Below are 15,781 nucleotides of genomic sequence, written 5' to 3' on the forward strand. Positions count from 1 at the left end.
GGGCGGTCGGGTTGATCCTGCCGCCGTGGACGGGCATCGCGCCGTCGCTGGCCTTCGTGGCCGCGATCGGGTTCGTGGTGCTGCAGATCCTGGCGACGCGGGTGCACCTGCGCATGGGGGACCGGAAGATCGGGCTCAACCTGGGGCTCATCGTGCTCGCCGGCGTGGTGAGCTGGCTTGCGACGATCTGGGTCTGAGGCCGAGGCTCGGGCGTAGACACGGGTGGACGGTATGAGCCGGGTGGAGGCGTGGGACTAGTACCGCGGGGGTGCGGTCTCATACCGGATCTAGACCCACGCGTTGACGCGACGACCTGGGGCTCAGCCGTACGTTCAGTGCTGTCGGCGGGAACCGTCGGCGCGGAACGTGGAGGGGAACGGTTATGTCTGGGATCGAGATCCTGATCGTCGTCGGGGTCGTGGGGTACATCATCTTCCGGCAGTTGCAGGGGGAGTTCCTGCGCGGGAAGCGCACGGTGCTGCTGCCGCTGATCCTGACCATCATCGGGTTCAGCGACCTGCGCTCGTCGCACGGGCCGCACTTGCAGACCGTCGACATCGTCTGCATCGCGATCGGGTGCGCCGGCTCGGCGCTGATCGGGTTCGGCTTCGGGGGGATGATGCGGCTGGCCGCGCGGGACGGGTATCTGTGGGCGCGGCTTCCGGTGCGCGGGCTGTGGCTGTGGCTGGCGCTGGTCGTCTGGCGCGTGGCCGCGATGGGTCTGGCTCTGGCTTTGCACGCGCACGTCGCCGCCTCCACGTCCACGCTGCTGTTCAGCCTCGGCGTCAACCGGCTCGCCGCGGCAGCGGTGATCGTGCTGCGGGCGCAGTCCATGGGGGTGCAGTTCGCGCCGGAGAAGAACGGATCGAGCATCCTGGGCGGGCTGCTCAGCAGCGAGTCGGGCGATCGTCGGCGATGAGCGAGTACGGGGAGATCGGGCTCGGCAGCGCGGAGTTCGGCGGCATGCGGCGTTCGGCGGGCCGGCGTGCGCAGCGGCCGCGCCGTACCGGGCAGGTGTTGCGCGCCGCCACCTGGTTCGCCCGGGCCGCGGGCCTGATCCTGTTGGGCGGGTTCACCTTCCTGCATCCGCCGACCTCGGCCGACGGACCGCTCACCCAGGAGATCGCCTACGTCGTCGCGGTGCTGGGCACGCTGGGGTGGGCGGCGGCCGTGGAGCCGTGGTTCAGGCTGCCGGAGCGGCTCGGCCTTCCGGTGTTGGTCGGCAGCCTGGGCGTGGTCGCCGCCGCCGCCAGCGTGGGGGCGGCGGCGGGCGGCGCGGGCGACGTGCTGATCATCCTGGCCGGCAGCGCGCTGATGCACGCGGGTAGCGAGTTGCCGAGGCGGGCCACGCTCGGCATCGGGCTGCTCGGGGTGGCCGGGCTGGTGCTCGGCGGGTCGGCATTCCATCAGGGGCCTGGCACGCTGCTCGGCTTCCCGCTGCTGCTGGTGAGCGGCGCGCTGGTCGGGGGCCAACGCGCGGCGTACCGGGTGCAGGCCGAGCAGGCGGCGGCGCTGCTCGCCCAGCACGACCGGCTGCGGACCGAGCAGCGGCGGGCCGACGTGCTCGACGAGCGTGCGCGGATCGCGCGCGAGATCCACGACGTGCTCGCGCACTCGCTCGGTGCGCTGAGCATCCAGATCCAGGCCGTGCGCGCCTACTTCGAGGATCTCGACGATCCCAAGCGCGGGCTCGAGGGCCTCGCCACCGCGCAGCGCATGGCGGCGGACGGGTTGGTCGAGACGCGGCGGGCGGTGCTGGCACTGCGTACCGACACCCTGCCGCTGCACCAGGAACTGGCCCGTGCCGCGGCCGAGCACGCCACCGTGTACCGCGTATCGGTGCACTGCGAAACCGAGGGGGATCCGCGCCCGGTGCCGCCGGATGCGACCGTGGCGCTGCTGCGCACGGCCCGCGAGGCGCTGGTGAACGCGGCGAAGCACGCCACCGGCCGCGCCGTCGCCATCCACCTGGCCTATACCCCGGACCGGGTGCGCATGACGATCGTCAACGACCTGGCGATGTCGGACCACTCGGACACGGCGGACGAGGCCGAGCCGGACACCGGCGCCGACACCCCGCCGCGCCCGCGCACCGTCGACGGCGGCTACGGTCTGACCGGGATGCACGAGCGGCTGCGGCTGCTGCGCGGCACGCTCGAAGCGGGTGTGCGCGGCCGTGCCTGGGTGGTGGCGGCCGAGTTCCCGTTCGCCCCGGCGCACCCGCTCCCGTCGCCCGTGTCTGCGCCCCTGTACCCGTCGCCGAAACCGGAGGATGCCGACCGATGACCGTGCCCGGCAGGACCTTGCGCATCGTCGTGGCCGACGATCAGGCCAGCGTGCGCGAGGGGCTCGTCGTGCTGCTCGGCGCTCTGCCCGACATCGAGGTGGTGGCGTCGGCCGCGGACGGGCGGCAGGCGGTGGATCTGGTGGCCGAGCACCGGCCGGACGCGATCCTGCTCGACCTGCACATGCCCGTGCTCGACGGCATCGAGGCGACCCGGCTGCTCACGGCCGCCTCGCCGCAGGTCGCGATCGTGGTGCTCACCACGTACCTCGACGACGCGTCGGTGCTCGAGGCGCTGCGCGCGGGCGCCCGCGGCTATCTGACGAAGGACGCCGACCGCAAGGAGATCGCGCACGCGCTGCGGGCCGCGTCGGACGGGCTCGCGGTGTTCGATCCGCGCGTGCACGCGGCGCTGATGAACGCCGCGTCAGGCGCCGAGGCGAACGCCACTGCGCGGGAGGGTGAGCCGGACGCCGCGGCGGACGGGCTGACCCAGCGCGAGGCCGAGATCCTGGCGCTGATCGCGCAGGGGCTGACCAATCCGGAGATCGCCGGGCGGCTGTTCCTGAGCACCCACACGGTGAAGTCGCACATCAGCCGGATCTTCTCGAAGACCGGCTCGCGCGACCGCGCCGCCGCCATCGGCTACGCCCACCGGCACGGGCTGGACCGCCTCCGCGCCCAGCCGCGCGGCCACTGAGCCCCCCAGTGGTTCAGTGCACTGAATCGAGGACGGAGCGCGGTGCGCTTTCCCGAGAATCAGAGTACGAATCAACTTGGCTGACCGATGGCCATCGCCGTCCGGTCCGAGGCGCGGTTGCCGACACGCCCGTCGGGTCCGAAACCCAGTGCTGAACAGCATAATTTCTACCCACTCGGCCCCCTGCCGCCCCACCTGCGTTCCGCGTGAAACTTACATCGGAGAAATCCGAGGCGGCCGAGCGCGAGCAAGTTCACCGGCCGCAGAGCATTGACGACCTTGGTCCGCGCTGGGAACGTGATCTCAGCGTGGGCGGCGTTGCCCGAGGGCAGTGGTCCCACGGTGACGTCGGGTACCCCCACGTGTCAGCCGTCTGGCCCAACTGGGGAGTATCTATGGGTGATGATTCGACTGAAAGTGCTGACCGACACCGCCTGACGGGGGCGGAGGCGATCGCGCGGCTGATGGTCGCGGCAGGGGTCGCCGAGGTGTTCGCCTACCCGGGTACCTCCGAGCTTGCCCTGTGCGACGCGGTCGCGGAGCACGCGGACCAGCTCAGACTCGTCAACGGCAGGGGGGACACCGAAAGCGCCTTCATGGCGGCCGGTGCCTCGCTGCTGCGACCCAACCGGGGCGCCGCGATCCTGCACGGCGCCCGCGGACTGACCAACGCGGCCGGGGCGGTGGCCGACGCCCGGCGCAACGAGGCGGGCACCGTCTTCTTCGTGGGCCTGGCCACCACCGCGTCCGCGCCGTTCCTGCCGCCGCACGGCGAGCCGGACCTGCTCGGCGGGATGAGCGCGTTCGCCGACTGGGTGTGGCAGGCCCCTGCCGTGCCCGGGGACGAGGCGGAGCGCCAGGTGGCCGCCGCGGAGTTCGTCGCCTCGGTGCGCCGGGCGTTCGCGGCCGCGGCCGGTCCACCCTCGCGTCCCGCTCTGTTCGGCCTGCCCCAGGACGTGGCCGAGCAGCGCTGGATTCCGGCCGCGCTGCTCGAGTCGGCCGCCCCGCAGGTCCCGGCGCAGCCGCGGCGGGCCTCGGAGCAGGACGAGACGCTGACCGACGCGGTCGGCGTGCTGGCGAAGGCGCAGCGGCCGCTGTTCCTCGTCGACGACTACGCGCTGCGGTTCCCCGGAATCCACGGCGCGCTCGACCGGATCAGCCGTGCCACCGGCGCCCTGGTGCTCCAGGTGCGCTACCGGCGCGGCCCGATGATGTTCGAGCGGCTGCGCAACGAGCGGGTGGCCAACTTCGCCGGGTGGCTCGAGCCGAGATCCGAGGCACACCGGAGGCTGCTCGAATCCTGCGATCTGCTGGTGACGGTCGAGGACCGCAACATCTACGAGCGCGTGGTCGGGAAGCTTCCGGCCGGACCCAAGATCGCGCTCAACACCGATCCGGCGAAGGTGCACAAGAACGGCTACCTGGGCGCCGCCGACAGCCTGATCGTGGGCGACCCGGCGGCCTCGCTCGACCGGTTGCTGACCGCGTTGGCGGAGATCGGGGTGACCGGTCGGCCGCTGTGGTGCCCGCTCGCGGACGCCCTCGACGAGGGACCGGGCCCCGAGCCCGCGGACCCGTCGGTGGTGGCCGGGCGCAGGATGCTGACCCGCACACTGGCAGAGGCGCTTTCGGGCTGGGAGCGTCCCGTGCTGGTGGATGACAGCCAGATGTTCGGCGGGCTGCTGAGCGACCACTACGACGAGTTCCCGGTGAAGCTGCGCGCGTTCGGCGGCCACGGCGGGTTCGTCGGCTCCGGGCTGTCCCTGGCGACCGGGCTCGCCCTCGGCGAACCGGACGCACGGGTGCTGTGCACGCTCGGGGACCAGGCGTTCACCAACTCCTTCCAGGGACTGGTGGCCGCGGTCGAGCAGCGCGCCCGGGTGCTGTTCGTGGTCTGCAACAACGGGCGCTCGGTCTCGCTGACCAAGCAGGCCAAGGCCTCGTTCGGCGCGGCGCCGCGCGACTACCTGGACAACGTCGCCGGCTTCGAATACCGCGCCCTGGCCGAGGCGATCGGGGTGCACGCGGCGAGCGTGTCGGTGCCGATCGGCGCGGCGGACCAGGACCGGGTCAGGGCCGGCACGGACGAGCTCGCGGTACTGCTCGGCAAGGCGGCCCAGATCGACGGGCCGGCCCTGGTGGAGGTCGTGGTGCCCTCGGATCCGGCCGTGTGGCGCGGGATCTGGATCACCACGGGCTTCGAGCGGAGCGGGACCACCGTCTGATGCTCGAGCCACCCGGGTCTCCGACCGCACTCAGCCTGCATCGGGCCAGGATCGCCGTGGCCACGATGTTCCTGGTCAACGGGATGCTCTTCGGCGACTGGGTGCCGCGGATCCCGATGATCAAGGAGCGGATCCACGCCGGGACCGGGCCGCTGGGCCTGGCCCTGCTCGGGATCGCGGTGGGTGCGCTGCTGACCAAACCGAGTGCGGGCCGCCTGGTGGCCCGCTACGGCAGCGGTCCGGTGACCCGGGTGGGCATCACCCTCAGCTGCGCCGCGCTGGTGCTGCCCGCGCTCGCGGTCAACGTGCCGACGCTGGCGTTGTGCCTGCTGGGGTTCGGCGGCGCGATGGGCGTGAACGACGTGGCGATGAACGCCCACGGCGTGCTCGTGCAGCGGCTGATGGGCCGTTCGATCCTCTCCTCCTGCCACGGCGTCTACAGCGTGGGCGGGGTGGCCGGGGCGCTGATCGGCGGCCGGGCCGCCGCGCTCGGCATCAGTCCACTGGTCCATTTCGGGGTCGCCGCGGCGGCGCTCGGCGCGCTGGCGCTGGCCGCCTCGCGGTGGCTGCTGCCGCCCGGGGGCGAGTCCCCGGGCGGTGGCGCCGTGGCCGCCGACGGGCGCGCCGGACTCGGGCGGGACCGGCTGGTGCTGCTCTACCTGCTCGGCGCGATCGGGCTGTGCGGGATGGTCGGCGAGGGCGCCGTGGGCGACTGGGGTGCCGTCTACCTGCAGAACAATCTGGGCTCGGGGGCCGAGTTCGCCGCCACCGGGTACATCGCGTACTCGGTGGCGATGGCGGCCGGACGACTCGGCGGGGACCGGTTCATCTCCCGCTGGGGCGGGCCGCGGGTGGCCGCGGTGGCCACCGCCTTCGGCGGCGCCGGACTCGCGGCCGGGCTCTCGGCCGGCCGGCCGTTCGCCGCGGTGGCCGGATTCGCCGTGCTCGGGCTCGGCCTTTCCGTGGTCAACCCGGTCGCCTACTCGCTGGCCGGCACGGTCGGCGGGGACGAGGCGGGTCCCGCGCTCGCGGTCGTCTCCGGCGTCGGCGGCTGCGGCATGCTGGCCGGCCCGCCGGTCATCGGCTTCATCGCCGAGGGGGTGGGGCTGCCCGCGGCGCTCGGCACGGTCAGCGTGCTGGCCTTCCTCAACGTGCTGCTGATCTCGGTGGCCGGGCGGCGCGTGCGCGTCCCGGCCGTGGCGCCGGTGCCGGCCGAATCGGCTTCCTGACCCGGGCCGGGCCGATCCCGCCGCCCGGCCGCACAGAAACAGAGATCCGACATTGAGAGGGTGGTTGTGATGGTGTCGCAGTTGACCCCATCGGACCGGGGGGTGCTCGCGGCCGCGGTGGCCGACAGCCTCGTGGTCCTGTCCGACCCGGGTGCGTCCCGTTCCGGCCTCTACTACTGGGGGCTGGCCAAGCCGTGGAACGAGGCCGTGGCCGCGGCCCTGCGCGCGGTGGACGAGCCGCGGGTGACCAAGGTGGGTGAGGCGTTGGCCGGTGAGCCGGAGAACGCCTCGCACTACCGGGAGCTGCGCTCCGCGCTGGAGGAGGCCGAGGCCGACGCGCCGGGCCTGGCCGCGCTGCTCGAGGCGGGCTGGCAGGCCCAGTGCAACTCGCGCATCGGCTACCACGTCGGCCCGCGCTACGACGCGGCCGCCGGTTCGCGCGCGGTCACCGCGGACGAGCTGCGCGTGGTGGCCCCGGGCGAGAAGCTGGCCGCCGACGTCCCGGCCGAGGTGCTCGTGGTCATCCCGTTCCGGGACCGCAACACCGGCGGGGCCCGGCTGCGCAACCTGCTGGCCTGCCTGATCGGCCTGCGCGACCAGTCCTTCCCGCGCGAGTCCTACCGCGTGGCCGTCGTCGAGTGCGACGACCGGCCGCGCTGGCGCGAGGTGATCGAACCGTACGCGGACACCTATCTGTTCGCGGAGAAGGCCGACCGCTTCAACAAGTCCTGGACGGTGAACGCGGGCGTGGTCAACAGCCCCGGCGACGCGGCGGTGGTGTGCATCCTGGACGCCGACGTGCTGCCGGACCGGGACTTCATCGCCCGCAACGCCGCGCGCTTCACCCGGGCCGGGGTCGGCGGGCATCTGCCGTACCGGGCGATGTCCTGCGTGGACTACGCCTCGGCCGAGTGGGCGATCCGGGAGCGGGTGAACGGCGGCGCGGCCGATCCGGCGCACCTGCGCGCGTTCCAGCTGCGCCGCCCGCCGGGGCTGTGCAACTGGGTGCGCACCGGCGTCTTCCACAAGGTCAGCGGGTTCGACGAGCGGTACGAGGGCTGGGGCGGGGAGGACAACGACTTCGTCTACCGGCTCGACCCGGTGGCCCCGATCGACGTGTTCGACGACTGGATCATGCACCTGCCGCACCCGCCGGCCTCCGAGCTGCGCGCGGACGGGGAACTGGTCAACGCACACATCCCGCCGCTGAGTTGGCAGCCCGGCCAGGAGATCGGCCGGCTCGACCGCTTCGCCGCGAAGGGCTGAAGCGTGCCGCACGAGCGATCCGGCCCCCGCGTCGTCGCCATCGGCGGCGGGCGGGGGCTCGCGGCGAGTGTCGCCGCCGTGCGTGCGTACGCGGGACACGTGACCGCCGTGGTGACCACCGCGGACGACAGCGGCTCCTCGGGCCGGCTGCGCGTCTCGCGCGGCATTCCGGCGCCGGGCGACCTGCGCCGCGCCCTGGTCGCCCTCGCCGGTGCCCAGGGCGATCCGCTCGGCCGGGCCTTCGAGCACCGGTTCGAGGGCACCGACCTGGCCGGGCACACCCTGGGGAACCTGGTGATCGCCGCGCTCACCGCGGAGAGCGGCGACTTCGTCAAGGCCCTGGATCTGACCGCGCGGCTGCTCGGCGCGGACCCGGAACTCGGCCGGGCGCTGCCGGCGACGCTGGAGCCGGTGGTCCTCAGGGCCCGTACCCGCGCGGGTGCGGAGGTCCTGGGCCAGTACGCGATCTCGCAGACTCCCGGCATCGCGACCATCGCGGTCGATCCGCCGCGGGCCAGGGCGGCGCCGGGCGTGGTCGAGGCCGTACTCGCGGCCGACCAGGTGGTGCTCGGACCCGGGTCCGTGTACACCTCCATTCTGGCGGCGGTCCTGATCGAGGAGATCCGGCAGGCGCTGGCCGAGACGAAGGCGCAGTGCGTCTACGTGTGCAACCTCGAGCCGGAGCAGTCCGAGACGGAGGGCTACGACACCGCCGCGCACGTGGAGGCGCTGTGGGCGCACGGCGTGTGCCCCGAGGTGGTCGTGGTGAACGCGGGCGGTGACGTCGACGGTTCGGGCTGGGCCCTCGACGCGTCCGTCCGCGCACCCCGGCCCGACGATCCACAACCTGATCCGCGTGCCCGGACCCGGGTGGTGGCGGCGAGCCTGGCCGCGCCCGACGGGACGGCGCACGACCCGGCCCTGCTCGGCGCGGTCCTGGCCGAGCTCGCCCGGGACCGCTGACCGACGAGGAGAGAGAGGGGAACATGGCGCGATTCACCTTGGCCTGCGCCTTCCACAAGACCGACCGCCTGCTGGAGCTGATCCTGCCCCAGGCGATCAAGGCCCTGACCTACCCGACCCGGCACGAGTTCGAGGTCGTACTCGTGGCCGACCGCTCGCCCGAGGACGTGGCGGCCCGGCTGCTGCCGCGCCTCGACGAGCTGGGCGTGGACGAGCTGCGCTACCGGCGCAGCGAGAAGCACGCCTACGGCGGGGCGCCCTCGAACAACTTCCACGCGCACAACTTCGAGATGAAGAACCCGTACCTGATCTCCTTCACGGACGACACCTTCATCTGGAAGTCCGACCCGCACTTCGACGTGCTCGACGCGCTGGTGCGGGTCTTCGAGGACCACCCGCAGGTGGTGATGACGACGAGGGTGGACGACCACGACGAGTGGGACCGTCCGCTGCTCGACCTCGGCCCGAACCTGGAGCCCGGGCTGCGTTCGGTCAACCGCGCGGTGGACCAGCTGATCGCCTACTCCACCTGGCGGGTGGAGCCGACCCTGCGCCGCTTCGGCGGTTTCGAGCAGGACGTGTTCACCAGCCAGCACGGCTTCGAGTACCAGTGGGAGAACCTGGTTAGCCACGCCGGCACCACCGGCGGGCGGGCCATCGCCTTCCCCGAGCACTGGCCGCTGCGGGTGCGCCACTGCGACCTGCGCCTGGATCCCGGCTCGATGCACGGCACGGGCGACGAGGAGATCAAGCTCAAGTGCTTCGACCGGCTGGTGGCCACCGAGGGACGCGAGAAGGAGTAGTCCAGGCCCCGGCCGCCCGCGAGCGGTGGGCCGGGACGGCGCGGACGGCCGGGCGAACTGTAGGTTTCACCCGGCCGTGGCGCAATCCCGGCCCACACGCTACGGTTTGCGGGAAGATCAGGTCATGGAGCACGGTTGAGCACGGTTGGGGAGCAGGTGCGAGGCACGTCAGAGGTCGATGACGCCACCGGGGGCGCGTCGGAGCAGGAATCGGCCGCGTCCGTCCCCTCGCCCGCGCCGCGGGTCCGGGCCGAGCGGCCGCTGTGGCTCACCGCGCTGCTGGTGACGCTGCCGGCCTGGCTGGCCGCGCACGCGCTGGTGCTGCTCATGCAGGACTACGCGGTGCGCCGCGATCCGCCGTTCGCCGCCCAGATGCCGAACCAGCCGGTGATCCACCACCTGTTCAACCAGCTGTTCACCTGGGACACCGCCTGGTACGCCGGCATCGCCGCGCACGGGTACTCCGGCGTGGCCAGTGACGGCATCCGGTTCTGGCCGCTGCTGCCGCTCACGATCCGCTCCCTCGATCTGGTCGGGATCGGCGCGCTCACCGCCGAGCTGGTGGTGTGCTGGCTGGCCTCGCTGGCCTTCGGCATGTTCATGTACCGGGTGGCGCTCGCGGTCGGCGCGGACCGGGGCACGGCCCGCCGCGCGGTCTGGCTGAGCCAGCTCGCCCCGGGCGCGTTCGTGCTCGTGATGGGTTACACCGAGGCGCTGGCCGGGATGCTGGCCGCCGCGTTCCTGGCCGCGATCGTGCTGGTGCGCCCCGGCACGCTGCCCACCGCCCGGGCCACCTGGACCTGGTACGCGGTCGGATTCGCGGCCGGCTTCGGCTCCGGCCTGGTGCGCCCCACCGGCTGGCTGCTGTGCCTGGCCGGGCTGATCGAGGTGGTCCGGGCCCGGCGCGACCGGCCGTCCGGCACCGCCGCGCGCCTGGTCCTCGCCGCCTCGCCGGTGCTGGGCCTGCTCACCTTCCTGGGCTGGGTGCAGTCGGAGTACCACGACTGGATGCTGCCCTACTCGACCCAGCAGGCGGCGAACCTGCGCGGCACCACGGCGCAGAGCCCGTGGCCCTCGGCCGTCGACTCGCTCAACCAGGGCGGCAACGGCGCGGGCGCGTTCACGGTGATCCTCGTGGTGGCCTCGATCGGCCTGCTGTGGGGCTGTGTCAGACGCCTGCCGGCCTCCTACACCGCGTGGGCGTTCGTGAGCCTGGCCGCCGTCATCACCGCGCCGCACTTCTCCTCGTTCGCGCGCTACTCCTCCGGCATACTCCCGCTGCTGCTCGTCGCGGCCATGCTCACCACCCGGCGTTCGGCCTGGCTCTGGACGATCGGGTCCTCGGCCGCGCTGTGCGCCTACTTCGCCTTCCAGTCCTTCATCGGGATCTACATCCCCTGAGTCCGGATCAGGTCGTCGCGGGCTGGGTCGGCTTCGGCTGCTTCGGGACCTCGATCGGCCCGAGCGACTCGAGCACCGGGAACCCGGCGCAGAACTCGGGCACCCGGCCGTGCGGCACGGCCTTGGAGAACAGGAAGCCCTGCGCGCGATCCGCCCCCAGCGTGCGCAGGATCCGCGCCTGCTGCGGCGTCTCGACCCCCTCGGCCGTGACCGTCATGCCGCACGCGTGGGCCAGCGTGATCAGGCTCGTCACGATCGCCTCGGCCGAGCCGTGCCCCTGTGGGCTCGGCTGGGTCAGCGCCTGCACGAAGGAGTAGTCGATCTTCAGCGTGCCCGCGGGCAGCCGGTGCAGGTACGCCAGGTTCGAGTATCCGGTGCCGAAGTCGTCGATCGCGATGCGCACGCCCAGATCCGTGAGCGAACGCAGCGTCTCGAGCGCCGGCCGTCCGCTCTCGCCCGGGCTCATCGCCGCGGTCTCGGTGATCTCCAGCTGCAACAGTTCCGGCGGCAGTCCGGCCGCCTTGAGCGCGTCCGCCACCTCGTCGCACAGGGTCGGCTCGTGCACCTGGCGCACCGCGACGTTCACCGCGACCGAGAGCCTGCGCCCGTCCGGCCCGGACGGCCAGGCGGCGGCGTCCGCGACCGCGCGGCGCAGCACCCAGCGGCCCAGCGCCACGATCACGCCGGTCTCCTCGGCCAGCGAGACGAACTCGCCCGGGCCGAGCAGCCCGCGCACCGGATGGTTCCAGCGCACCAGCGCCTCCATCGCGTAGGTGCGCCCGTCGGCCATGTCCACGATCGGCTGGTACTCCAGGAACAGTTCCCCGTGCTCGAGCGCGGTCGGCAGCGCCTGGGACAGCGCGTAGCGCGCAACCTCCCGCTCGTTGCGCTCCTGGTCGAACAGCGCCCAGCGCGCCTTGCCGTCGTTCTTCGCCCAGTACAGGGTGATGTCCGCGGCGCGCAGCAGCTCGATCGGCTTGGCCCCGGCGGCCGGGCGCTCGACCAGGCCCATGCTCGCCGTCACCGAGAGCTTGCGCCCGTCCAGCTCGATCGGCTCGGCCAGCGTCGCGAGCACGCACTTGGCCACGTCCGTCACGCACACCGAGCTCATCGAGCGCGGTACCAGGATGACGAACTCGTCCCCGCCCATCCGCGCCACCAGGTGCTGCGGATCGGTGGCCTCGCTCAGCCGCCGCGCCACCTCGGCCAACAGCCGGTCCCCGGCCTCGTGTCCGAGCGTGTCGTTGATCCCCTTGAACCCGTCGAGGTCCAGGAAGCACAGGCCGATCCGCTCGTCCGGCCGGGCGCGCTCGAGCAGTTCGCTCAGCCGCTCCATCAGCATGGTGCGGTTGGGCAGGTCGGTGAGCGAGTCGTGGGTGGCCTGGTAGAGCAGGCGCTGGTTCATCCGGCGCTGCTCGGTGATGTCCTCGAACATGGTGATCAGCAGTTCCACCGCGCCGTCGCCCGCCCGCACGGTGCTCGCCTGCATCCGGGTCCAGGTCACCACGGTGCCGTCGTCCGCGGTGAAGCGCTTCTCCGCGCTGTAGTGCCCGCGCCGGCCCGCCAGCAGATCCCTGATGGCGGCACAGAACTCGGGCGGGTCGTCGCCGTCGCGGAACTCGTCGATGCTGCGCCCGCGCACGGTGGAGGCGTCCTGCCCGATGATCCGGGCCAGCCGCTCGTTGATCTCGAGCACCCGGCCGTCGCCGTCCACCACGCCGATGCCCAGCGCGGCGTTGCGGAACACGGCGCGGAAACGGCCCTCGCCGGTGCGGTGCGCGCTCAGCACGGCCTGGCGGATCAGCTCCTGCTCGGCCCTGGTGCGCTCGCGCAGCGCGTTGGCGTAGCCCATGGACAGCCCGGAGAACAGGGCCATCCGTCCGTCCCTGGCCATCTCCTGCGGCAGGGCGTAGTCGAGCACGGTGATGCTGGTGGCCATCGCCTCCGGCTGCGTGTAGTCGCCCTCCACCAGGGCCCGTCCCGCCGCCGCGCCGCGTTCGCGCAGCGCGTCCGGGCCGCAGGCGCCGAGGAAGCGCTCGGCCAGATCCTGCAGCAGCCCGCGCGAGCGCGCCGCGTTCCCCGGCACGCCGCCGATCTCGGCCAGCGCCTCGAACCAGACCGCGGCCACGCGCTGAGCCGCGGCGCTCACGACGCCCCGCCCGTTTCGTCCGTTCGGCAGGACTTTGCCACACTTGGTGCCACGGTGGCGGATGTGAAGGATGGGCAGCGCATGGCGGAGTGTCGGCGCATGCTGCTCCCCTTCGCTGCTCGATGGCGCTCACGAGCGTGTGCTCACGCGCCTCGGCCTCGCGCGTCATGCCTGACCCTGGGCCGACGCGCATGCTTGATGGGCACGCTCGCTTGTCTAGTCATGATATGGCTACGGGGGTGACGTGCGTCTACCCATGAAGCTGATGTCGACCCGATCCGTATCCACACACGGCCGCTCGCGGCGGTCCCGGCAGGCCGTGGTGGGAGCCTGGCCGGGCGATCTCCGCGCCGCGGGGGCAGGCTAACATTTCGCGGCTATGCGCCAGGCAATCTTTCGGCGATGTAAAGCAAACCTTCCGCCAAGTCGGAGGCGGTGGGGAAGTTCTCCCGATCCATGAGGTACTGCGCGACCAAGCCCGTCATCAACACGCTGTAGAAGCTGCCCACCGACTGCGCCAGCGCGCCGTCGCGCTCCGGAGTCAGGCCCTGGAAGGCCTTCGCGAGCTCGAGCCGGCCGTACTGCACGGCGCCGGCCATGAAATGGCCGAGGGCCTCGTTGTGTGCGCCCTCGAGGCCCATCTCCATGTTGAGCCGAAGCAGGGACCTGCGTTCCGGGAAGCTCGTCAGGATCTCGTCGAAGAACGCCCGGAACTGTTCGATCGAACCGGTGGGCGACTCCTCGTGCGTATCGTCGCCGTCGTCGAACCAGTCCTCCATCGCGCCCATGAACGCCTGCTCGAGCAGCGACTCCTTCGACCCGAAGTGGTAGCCGATGGCCGCCAGGCTCACCCCGGCGGCCTCCGCGATGTCGCGCGCGGTGGTCCTGGCGTAGCCCTTCTCCAGCAGACAGCGCTTGGCGCCCTCCAGCAGGGCCTCACGATTTCCCATGTCAGCGAGCATACCGCAGCCTCGGACGATCGTCTTGGACGCTTGTTCTAGACAAGTGTGCAAGACGTATGTACAGTCGAGACGTGACGAGGAATCAGGTAGTCGAAGGCGCGGCCCCGCGGGCGGGCCGCCGGGAGTGGATCGCGCTGGCGGTCCTGCTGCTCCCCTTGCTGCTGGTCTCGATGGACACCTCGGTGCTGCTCTACGCAGTGCCCTTCATCACCAGGGCCCTGCATCCGAGCAGCACCCAGCAGCTGTGGATGTACGACATGTACGGCTTCGTGCTCGCCGGGCTGCTGATCACCATGGGCGCGATCGGCGACCGGATCGGCCGTCGCAGGCTCCTGCTCGTCGGGGCGTTCTTCTTCAGCGTCGCCTCGCTCGGCGCGGCCTACGCGGGCAGCGCGGGGGAGCTGATCGCGGCCCGGGCCGTGCAGGGCGTCGCCGGCGCCACGCTCATGCCGTCCACGCTCGCGCTGATCCGCAACCTCTTCCACGACGAGGCCCAGCGCAGAAAGGCCATCGGCGTGTGGACCGGCGGGATGATGGGCGGCATCCTGATCGGCCCGGTCATCAGCGGCATCCTGCTCGACCACTACTTCTGGGGCTCGGTCTTCCTGATCAACCTGCCGTTCATGGTGCTGCTGCTCGTCCTGGGCCCGATCCTGCTGCCCGAATACCGCACCGACCGCTCCGGGCGCTTCGACCTGCTCGGCGCGCTGCTCTCCTTCGCCGCGGTGCTGCCAATCATCTTCGGTGTCTCCGAGATCGCGGAGAACGGTCTCGACCCGCTGCGCCTCGGCTCCATAGCCTGCGGCCTGATCGTGGGCGCGCTGTTCCTGATCAGGCAGCGCACGGCGCAACACCCCATGCTCGAGCTGCGCCTGTTCCGCAGCCGCGGTTACAGCGGCGCGCTGCTGACGAACCTGGTGGGCACCTTCGCGCTGCTCGGCAACGCGATCTTCCTGACGCAGTACCTGCAGTCGGTCCTCGGCATGAGCCCGCTCAAGGCCGCGCTGTGGTCGGTGGTGCCCTCGCTCGGGGTGGGCGCGATGATCGGCCTGTGCAGCGCGCTGGTCAAGGTGGTCGAGCGCGCGTACATCGTCGCAGGCTGCTTCACCGTGATGATCTCCGGATACGTCGTGCAGGCGGCGCTGCTCCGGGCCGACTCGCCCCTGTGGGTGTCGATGCTCGGGGCCGCCCTGCTCGCCTGCGGAGCCGTCGGCGTGATGACCCTCGGCAACGAACTGCTGATGAGCGCGATCCCGCCGGAGCGCGCCGGATCCGCGGCCGCCGTCAACGAGACCGTCGGCGAACTCGGCGGCGCCCTCGGCATGGCGGTGCTCGGCAGCATCGGCGCCGCCGTCTACCGCCACCACCTCGGCACGGCCGTGCCGACCGGGGCCCGCTCCACCCTCGGCGGCGCCGTCGCCACCGCCGTCCACCTGCCCGTCAGTGAGGCCGAGCACCTGCTCTCGCTCGCCCGCACCGCCTTCACCGCCGGCCTCAACACCGTCTCCCTGGTCGGCGCCGCCCTCATGGCTGTGGCTGCTTTGCTGACGGCCCTGTTCCTGCGCGGCGTCACCCCCGCCGATCCGGCCGCCCCGGCCGCCGAGGACTCCGTCTCTGCCACCGCCGACACCGACACCGACACCACTGTCCCCTCGCCCGACGACGCCATCACCGCCCGCGCAGCCGACGCTACCGCCTCGACCGGTGCTGCCTCGACTGCCGCTGCCTCGACCGCCACTGCCTCGACCGCCACTCCGGTGGCCCAGCCGTACAGCTCAGCAGAAGCGCTCATCTGAGCC

Annotated in this window: 13 protein-coding genes; 11 read left to right on the plus strand and 2 right to left on the minus strand. The window is 72.3% G+C overall.

Going from position 1 to position 15,781, the window contains the following annotated elements; all coding sequences use genetic code 11:
* The 10 genes from KDL01_RS07065 to KDL01_RS07110 all read left to right on the plus strand — a co-directional run.
* Positions 1-197 (plus strand): DoxX family protein (locus tag KDL01_RS07065; protein ID WP_212527539.1); only part of this gene is annotated, 197 nt, incomplete at its 5' end.
* Positions 198-382: 185 nt separating this feature from the next.
* Positions 383-919, plus strand: coding sequence for a hypothetical protein (locus KDL01_RS07070; RefSeq protein WP_212527540.1), 537 nt, complete (start codon positions 383-385; stop codon positions 917-919).
* On the plus strand, positions 916-2,286 hold the full coding sequence (locus KDL01_RS07075) for a sensor histidine kinase (protein ID WP_212527541.1): 1,371 nt from the start codon (positions 916-918) through the stop codon (positions 2,284-2,286). The genes KDL01_RS07070 and KDL01_RS07075 overlap by 4 nt, the downstream gene beginning before the upstream one ends.
* Positions 2,283-2,984, plus strand: a complete 702-nt coding sequence (locus tag KDL01_RS07080; protein ID WP_246576070.1) for a response regulator transcription factor — start codon at positions 2,283-2,285, stop codon at positions 2,982-2,984. The genes KDL01_RS07075 and KDL01_RS07080 overlap by 4 nt, the downstream gene beginning before the upstream one ends.
* 395 nt (positions 2,985-3,379) lie before the next feature.
* Positions 3,380-5,209, plus strand: a complete 1,830-nt coding sequence (locus KDL01_RS07085; protein WP_281415283.1) for a thiamine pyrophosphate-binding protein — start codon at positions 3,380-3,382, stop codon at positions 5,207-5,209.
* A complete protein-coding gene (locus KDL01_RS07090; RefSeq protein ID WP_212527543.1) occupies positions 5,209-6,438 on the plus strand; it encodes an MFS transporter in 1,230 nt (409 codons plus the stop codon). The genes KDL01_RS07085 and KDL01_RS07090 overlap by 1 nt, the downstream gene beginning before the upstream one ends.
* A 69-nt stretch (positions 6,439-6,507) precedes the next feature.
* The gene (locus KDL01_RS07095) at positions 6,508-7,704 is read left to right on the plus strand and encodes a galactosyltransferase-related protein (protein WP_212527544.1); all 1,197 of its coding nucleotides are present in this window, start codon (positions 6,508-6,510) and stop codon (positions 7,702-7,704) included.
* Between the two features lie 3 nt (positions 7,705-7,707).
* Positions 7,708-8,667, plus strand: coding sequence for a gluconeogenesis factor YvcK family protein (locus KDL01_RS07100; RefSeq protein ID WP_212527545.1), 960 nt, complete (start codon positions 7,708-7,710; stop codon positions 8,665-8,667).
* A gap of 23 nt (positions 8,668-8,690) precedes the next feature.
* Positions 8,691-9,470, plus strand: a complete 780-nt coding sequence (locus KDL01_RS07105) for a glycosyltransferase family protein (RefSeq protein WP_212527546.1) — start codon at positions 8,691-8,693, stop codon at positions 9,468-9,470.
* Between the two features lie 135 nt (positions 9,471-9,605).
* Positions 9,606-10,871, plus strand: a complete 1,266-nt coding sequence (locus KDL01_RS07110; protein ID WP_212527547.1) for a hypothetical protein — start codon at positions 9,606-9,608, stop codon at positions 10,869-10,871.
* Positions 10,872-10,878: 7 nt separating this feature from the next.
* Here KDL01_RS07110 and KDL01_RS07115 read toward each other — a convergent pair whose 3' ends face one another.
* Both KDL01_RS07115 and KDL01_RS07120 read right to left on the minus strand, forming a co-directional pair.
* Positions 10,879-13,020 (minus strand): putative bifunctional diguanylate cyclase/phosphodiesterase, encoded by a 2,142-nt coding sequence (locus KDL01_RS07115; RefSeq protein WP_212527548.1) that lies wholly within the window; start codon positions 13,018-13,020, stop codon positions 10,879-10,881.
* 377 nt (positions 13,021-13,397) lie between these two features.
* The gene (locus KDL01_RS07120) at positions 13,398-13,970 is read right to left on the minus strand and encodes a TetR/AcrR family transcriptional regulator (RefSeq protein WP_212527549.1); all 573 of its coding nucleotides are present in this window, start codon (positions 13,968-13,970) and stop codon (positions 13,398-13,400) included.
* Positions 13,971-14,053: 83 nt separating this feature from the next.
* Between KDL01_RS07120 and KDL01_RS07125 the strand changes: the two genes are divergently transcribed.
* Entirely contained in the window at positions 14,054-15,778 is a 1,725-nt protein-coding gene (locus KDL01_RS07125; RefSeq protein ID WP_212527550.1) for an MFS transporter, read from the plus strand.
* The last annotated feature ends 3 nt before the right edge of the window (positions 15,779-15,781 follow it).

Origin of the sequence: Actinospica durhamensis (genome assembly GCF_018139695.1) — a bacterium.
In the GTDB taxonomy this organism is placed as follows: Bacteria; Actinomycetota; Actinomycetes; order Streptomycetales; family Catenulisporaceae; genus Actinospica; species Actinospica durhamensis.

Coding starts and splice junctions, on each gene's coding strand:
- KDL01_RS07070 (WP_212527540.1), top strand. CDS start 383: ATGTCTGGGATCGAGATCCTGATCGTCGTCGGGGTCGTGGGGTACATC.
- KDL01_RS07075 (WP_212527541.1), top strand. CDS start 916: ATGAGCGAGTACGGGGAGATCGGGCTCGGCAGCGCGGAGTTCGGCGGC.
- KDL01_RS07080 (WP_246576070.1), top strand. CDS start 2,283: ATGACCGTGCCCGGCAGGACCTTGCGCATCGTCGTGGCCGACGATCAG.
- KDL01_RS07085 (WP_281415283.1), top strand. CDS start 3,380: ATGGGTGATGATTCGACTGAAAGTGCTGACCGACACCGCCTGACGGGG.
- KDL01_RS07090 (WP_212527543.1), top strand. CDS start 5,209: ATGCTCGAGCCACCCGGGTCTCCGACCGCACTCAGCCTGCATCGGGCC.
- KDL01_RS07095 (WP_212527544.1), top strand. CDS start 6,508: ATGGTGTCGCAGTTGACCCCATCGGACCGGGGGGTGCTCGCGGCCGCG.
- KDL01_RS07105 (WP_212527546.1), top strand. CDS start 8,691: ATGGCGCGATTCACCTTGGCCTGCGCCTTCCACAAGACCGACCGCCTG.
- KDL01_RS07120 (WP_212527549.1), bottom strand. CDS start 13,970: ATGGGAAATCGTGAGGCCCTGCTGGAGGGCGCCAAGCGCTGTCTGCTG.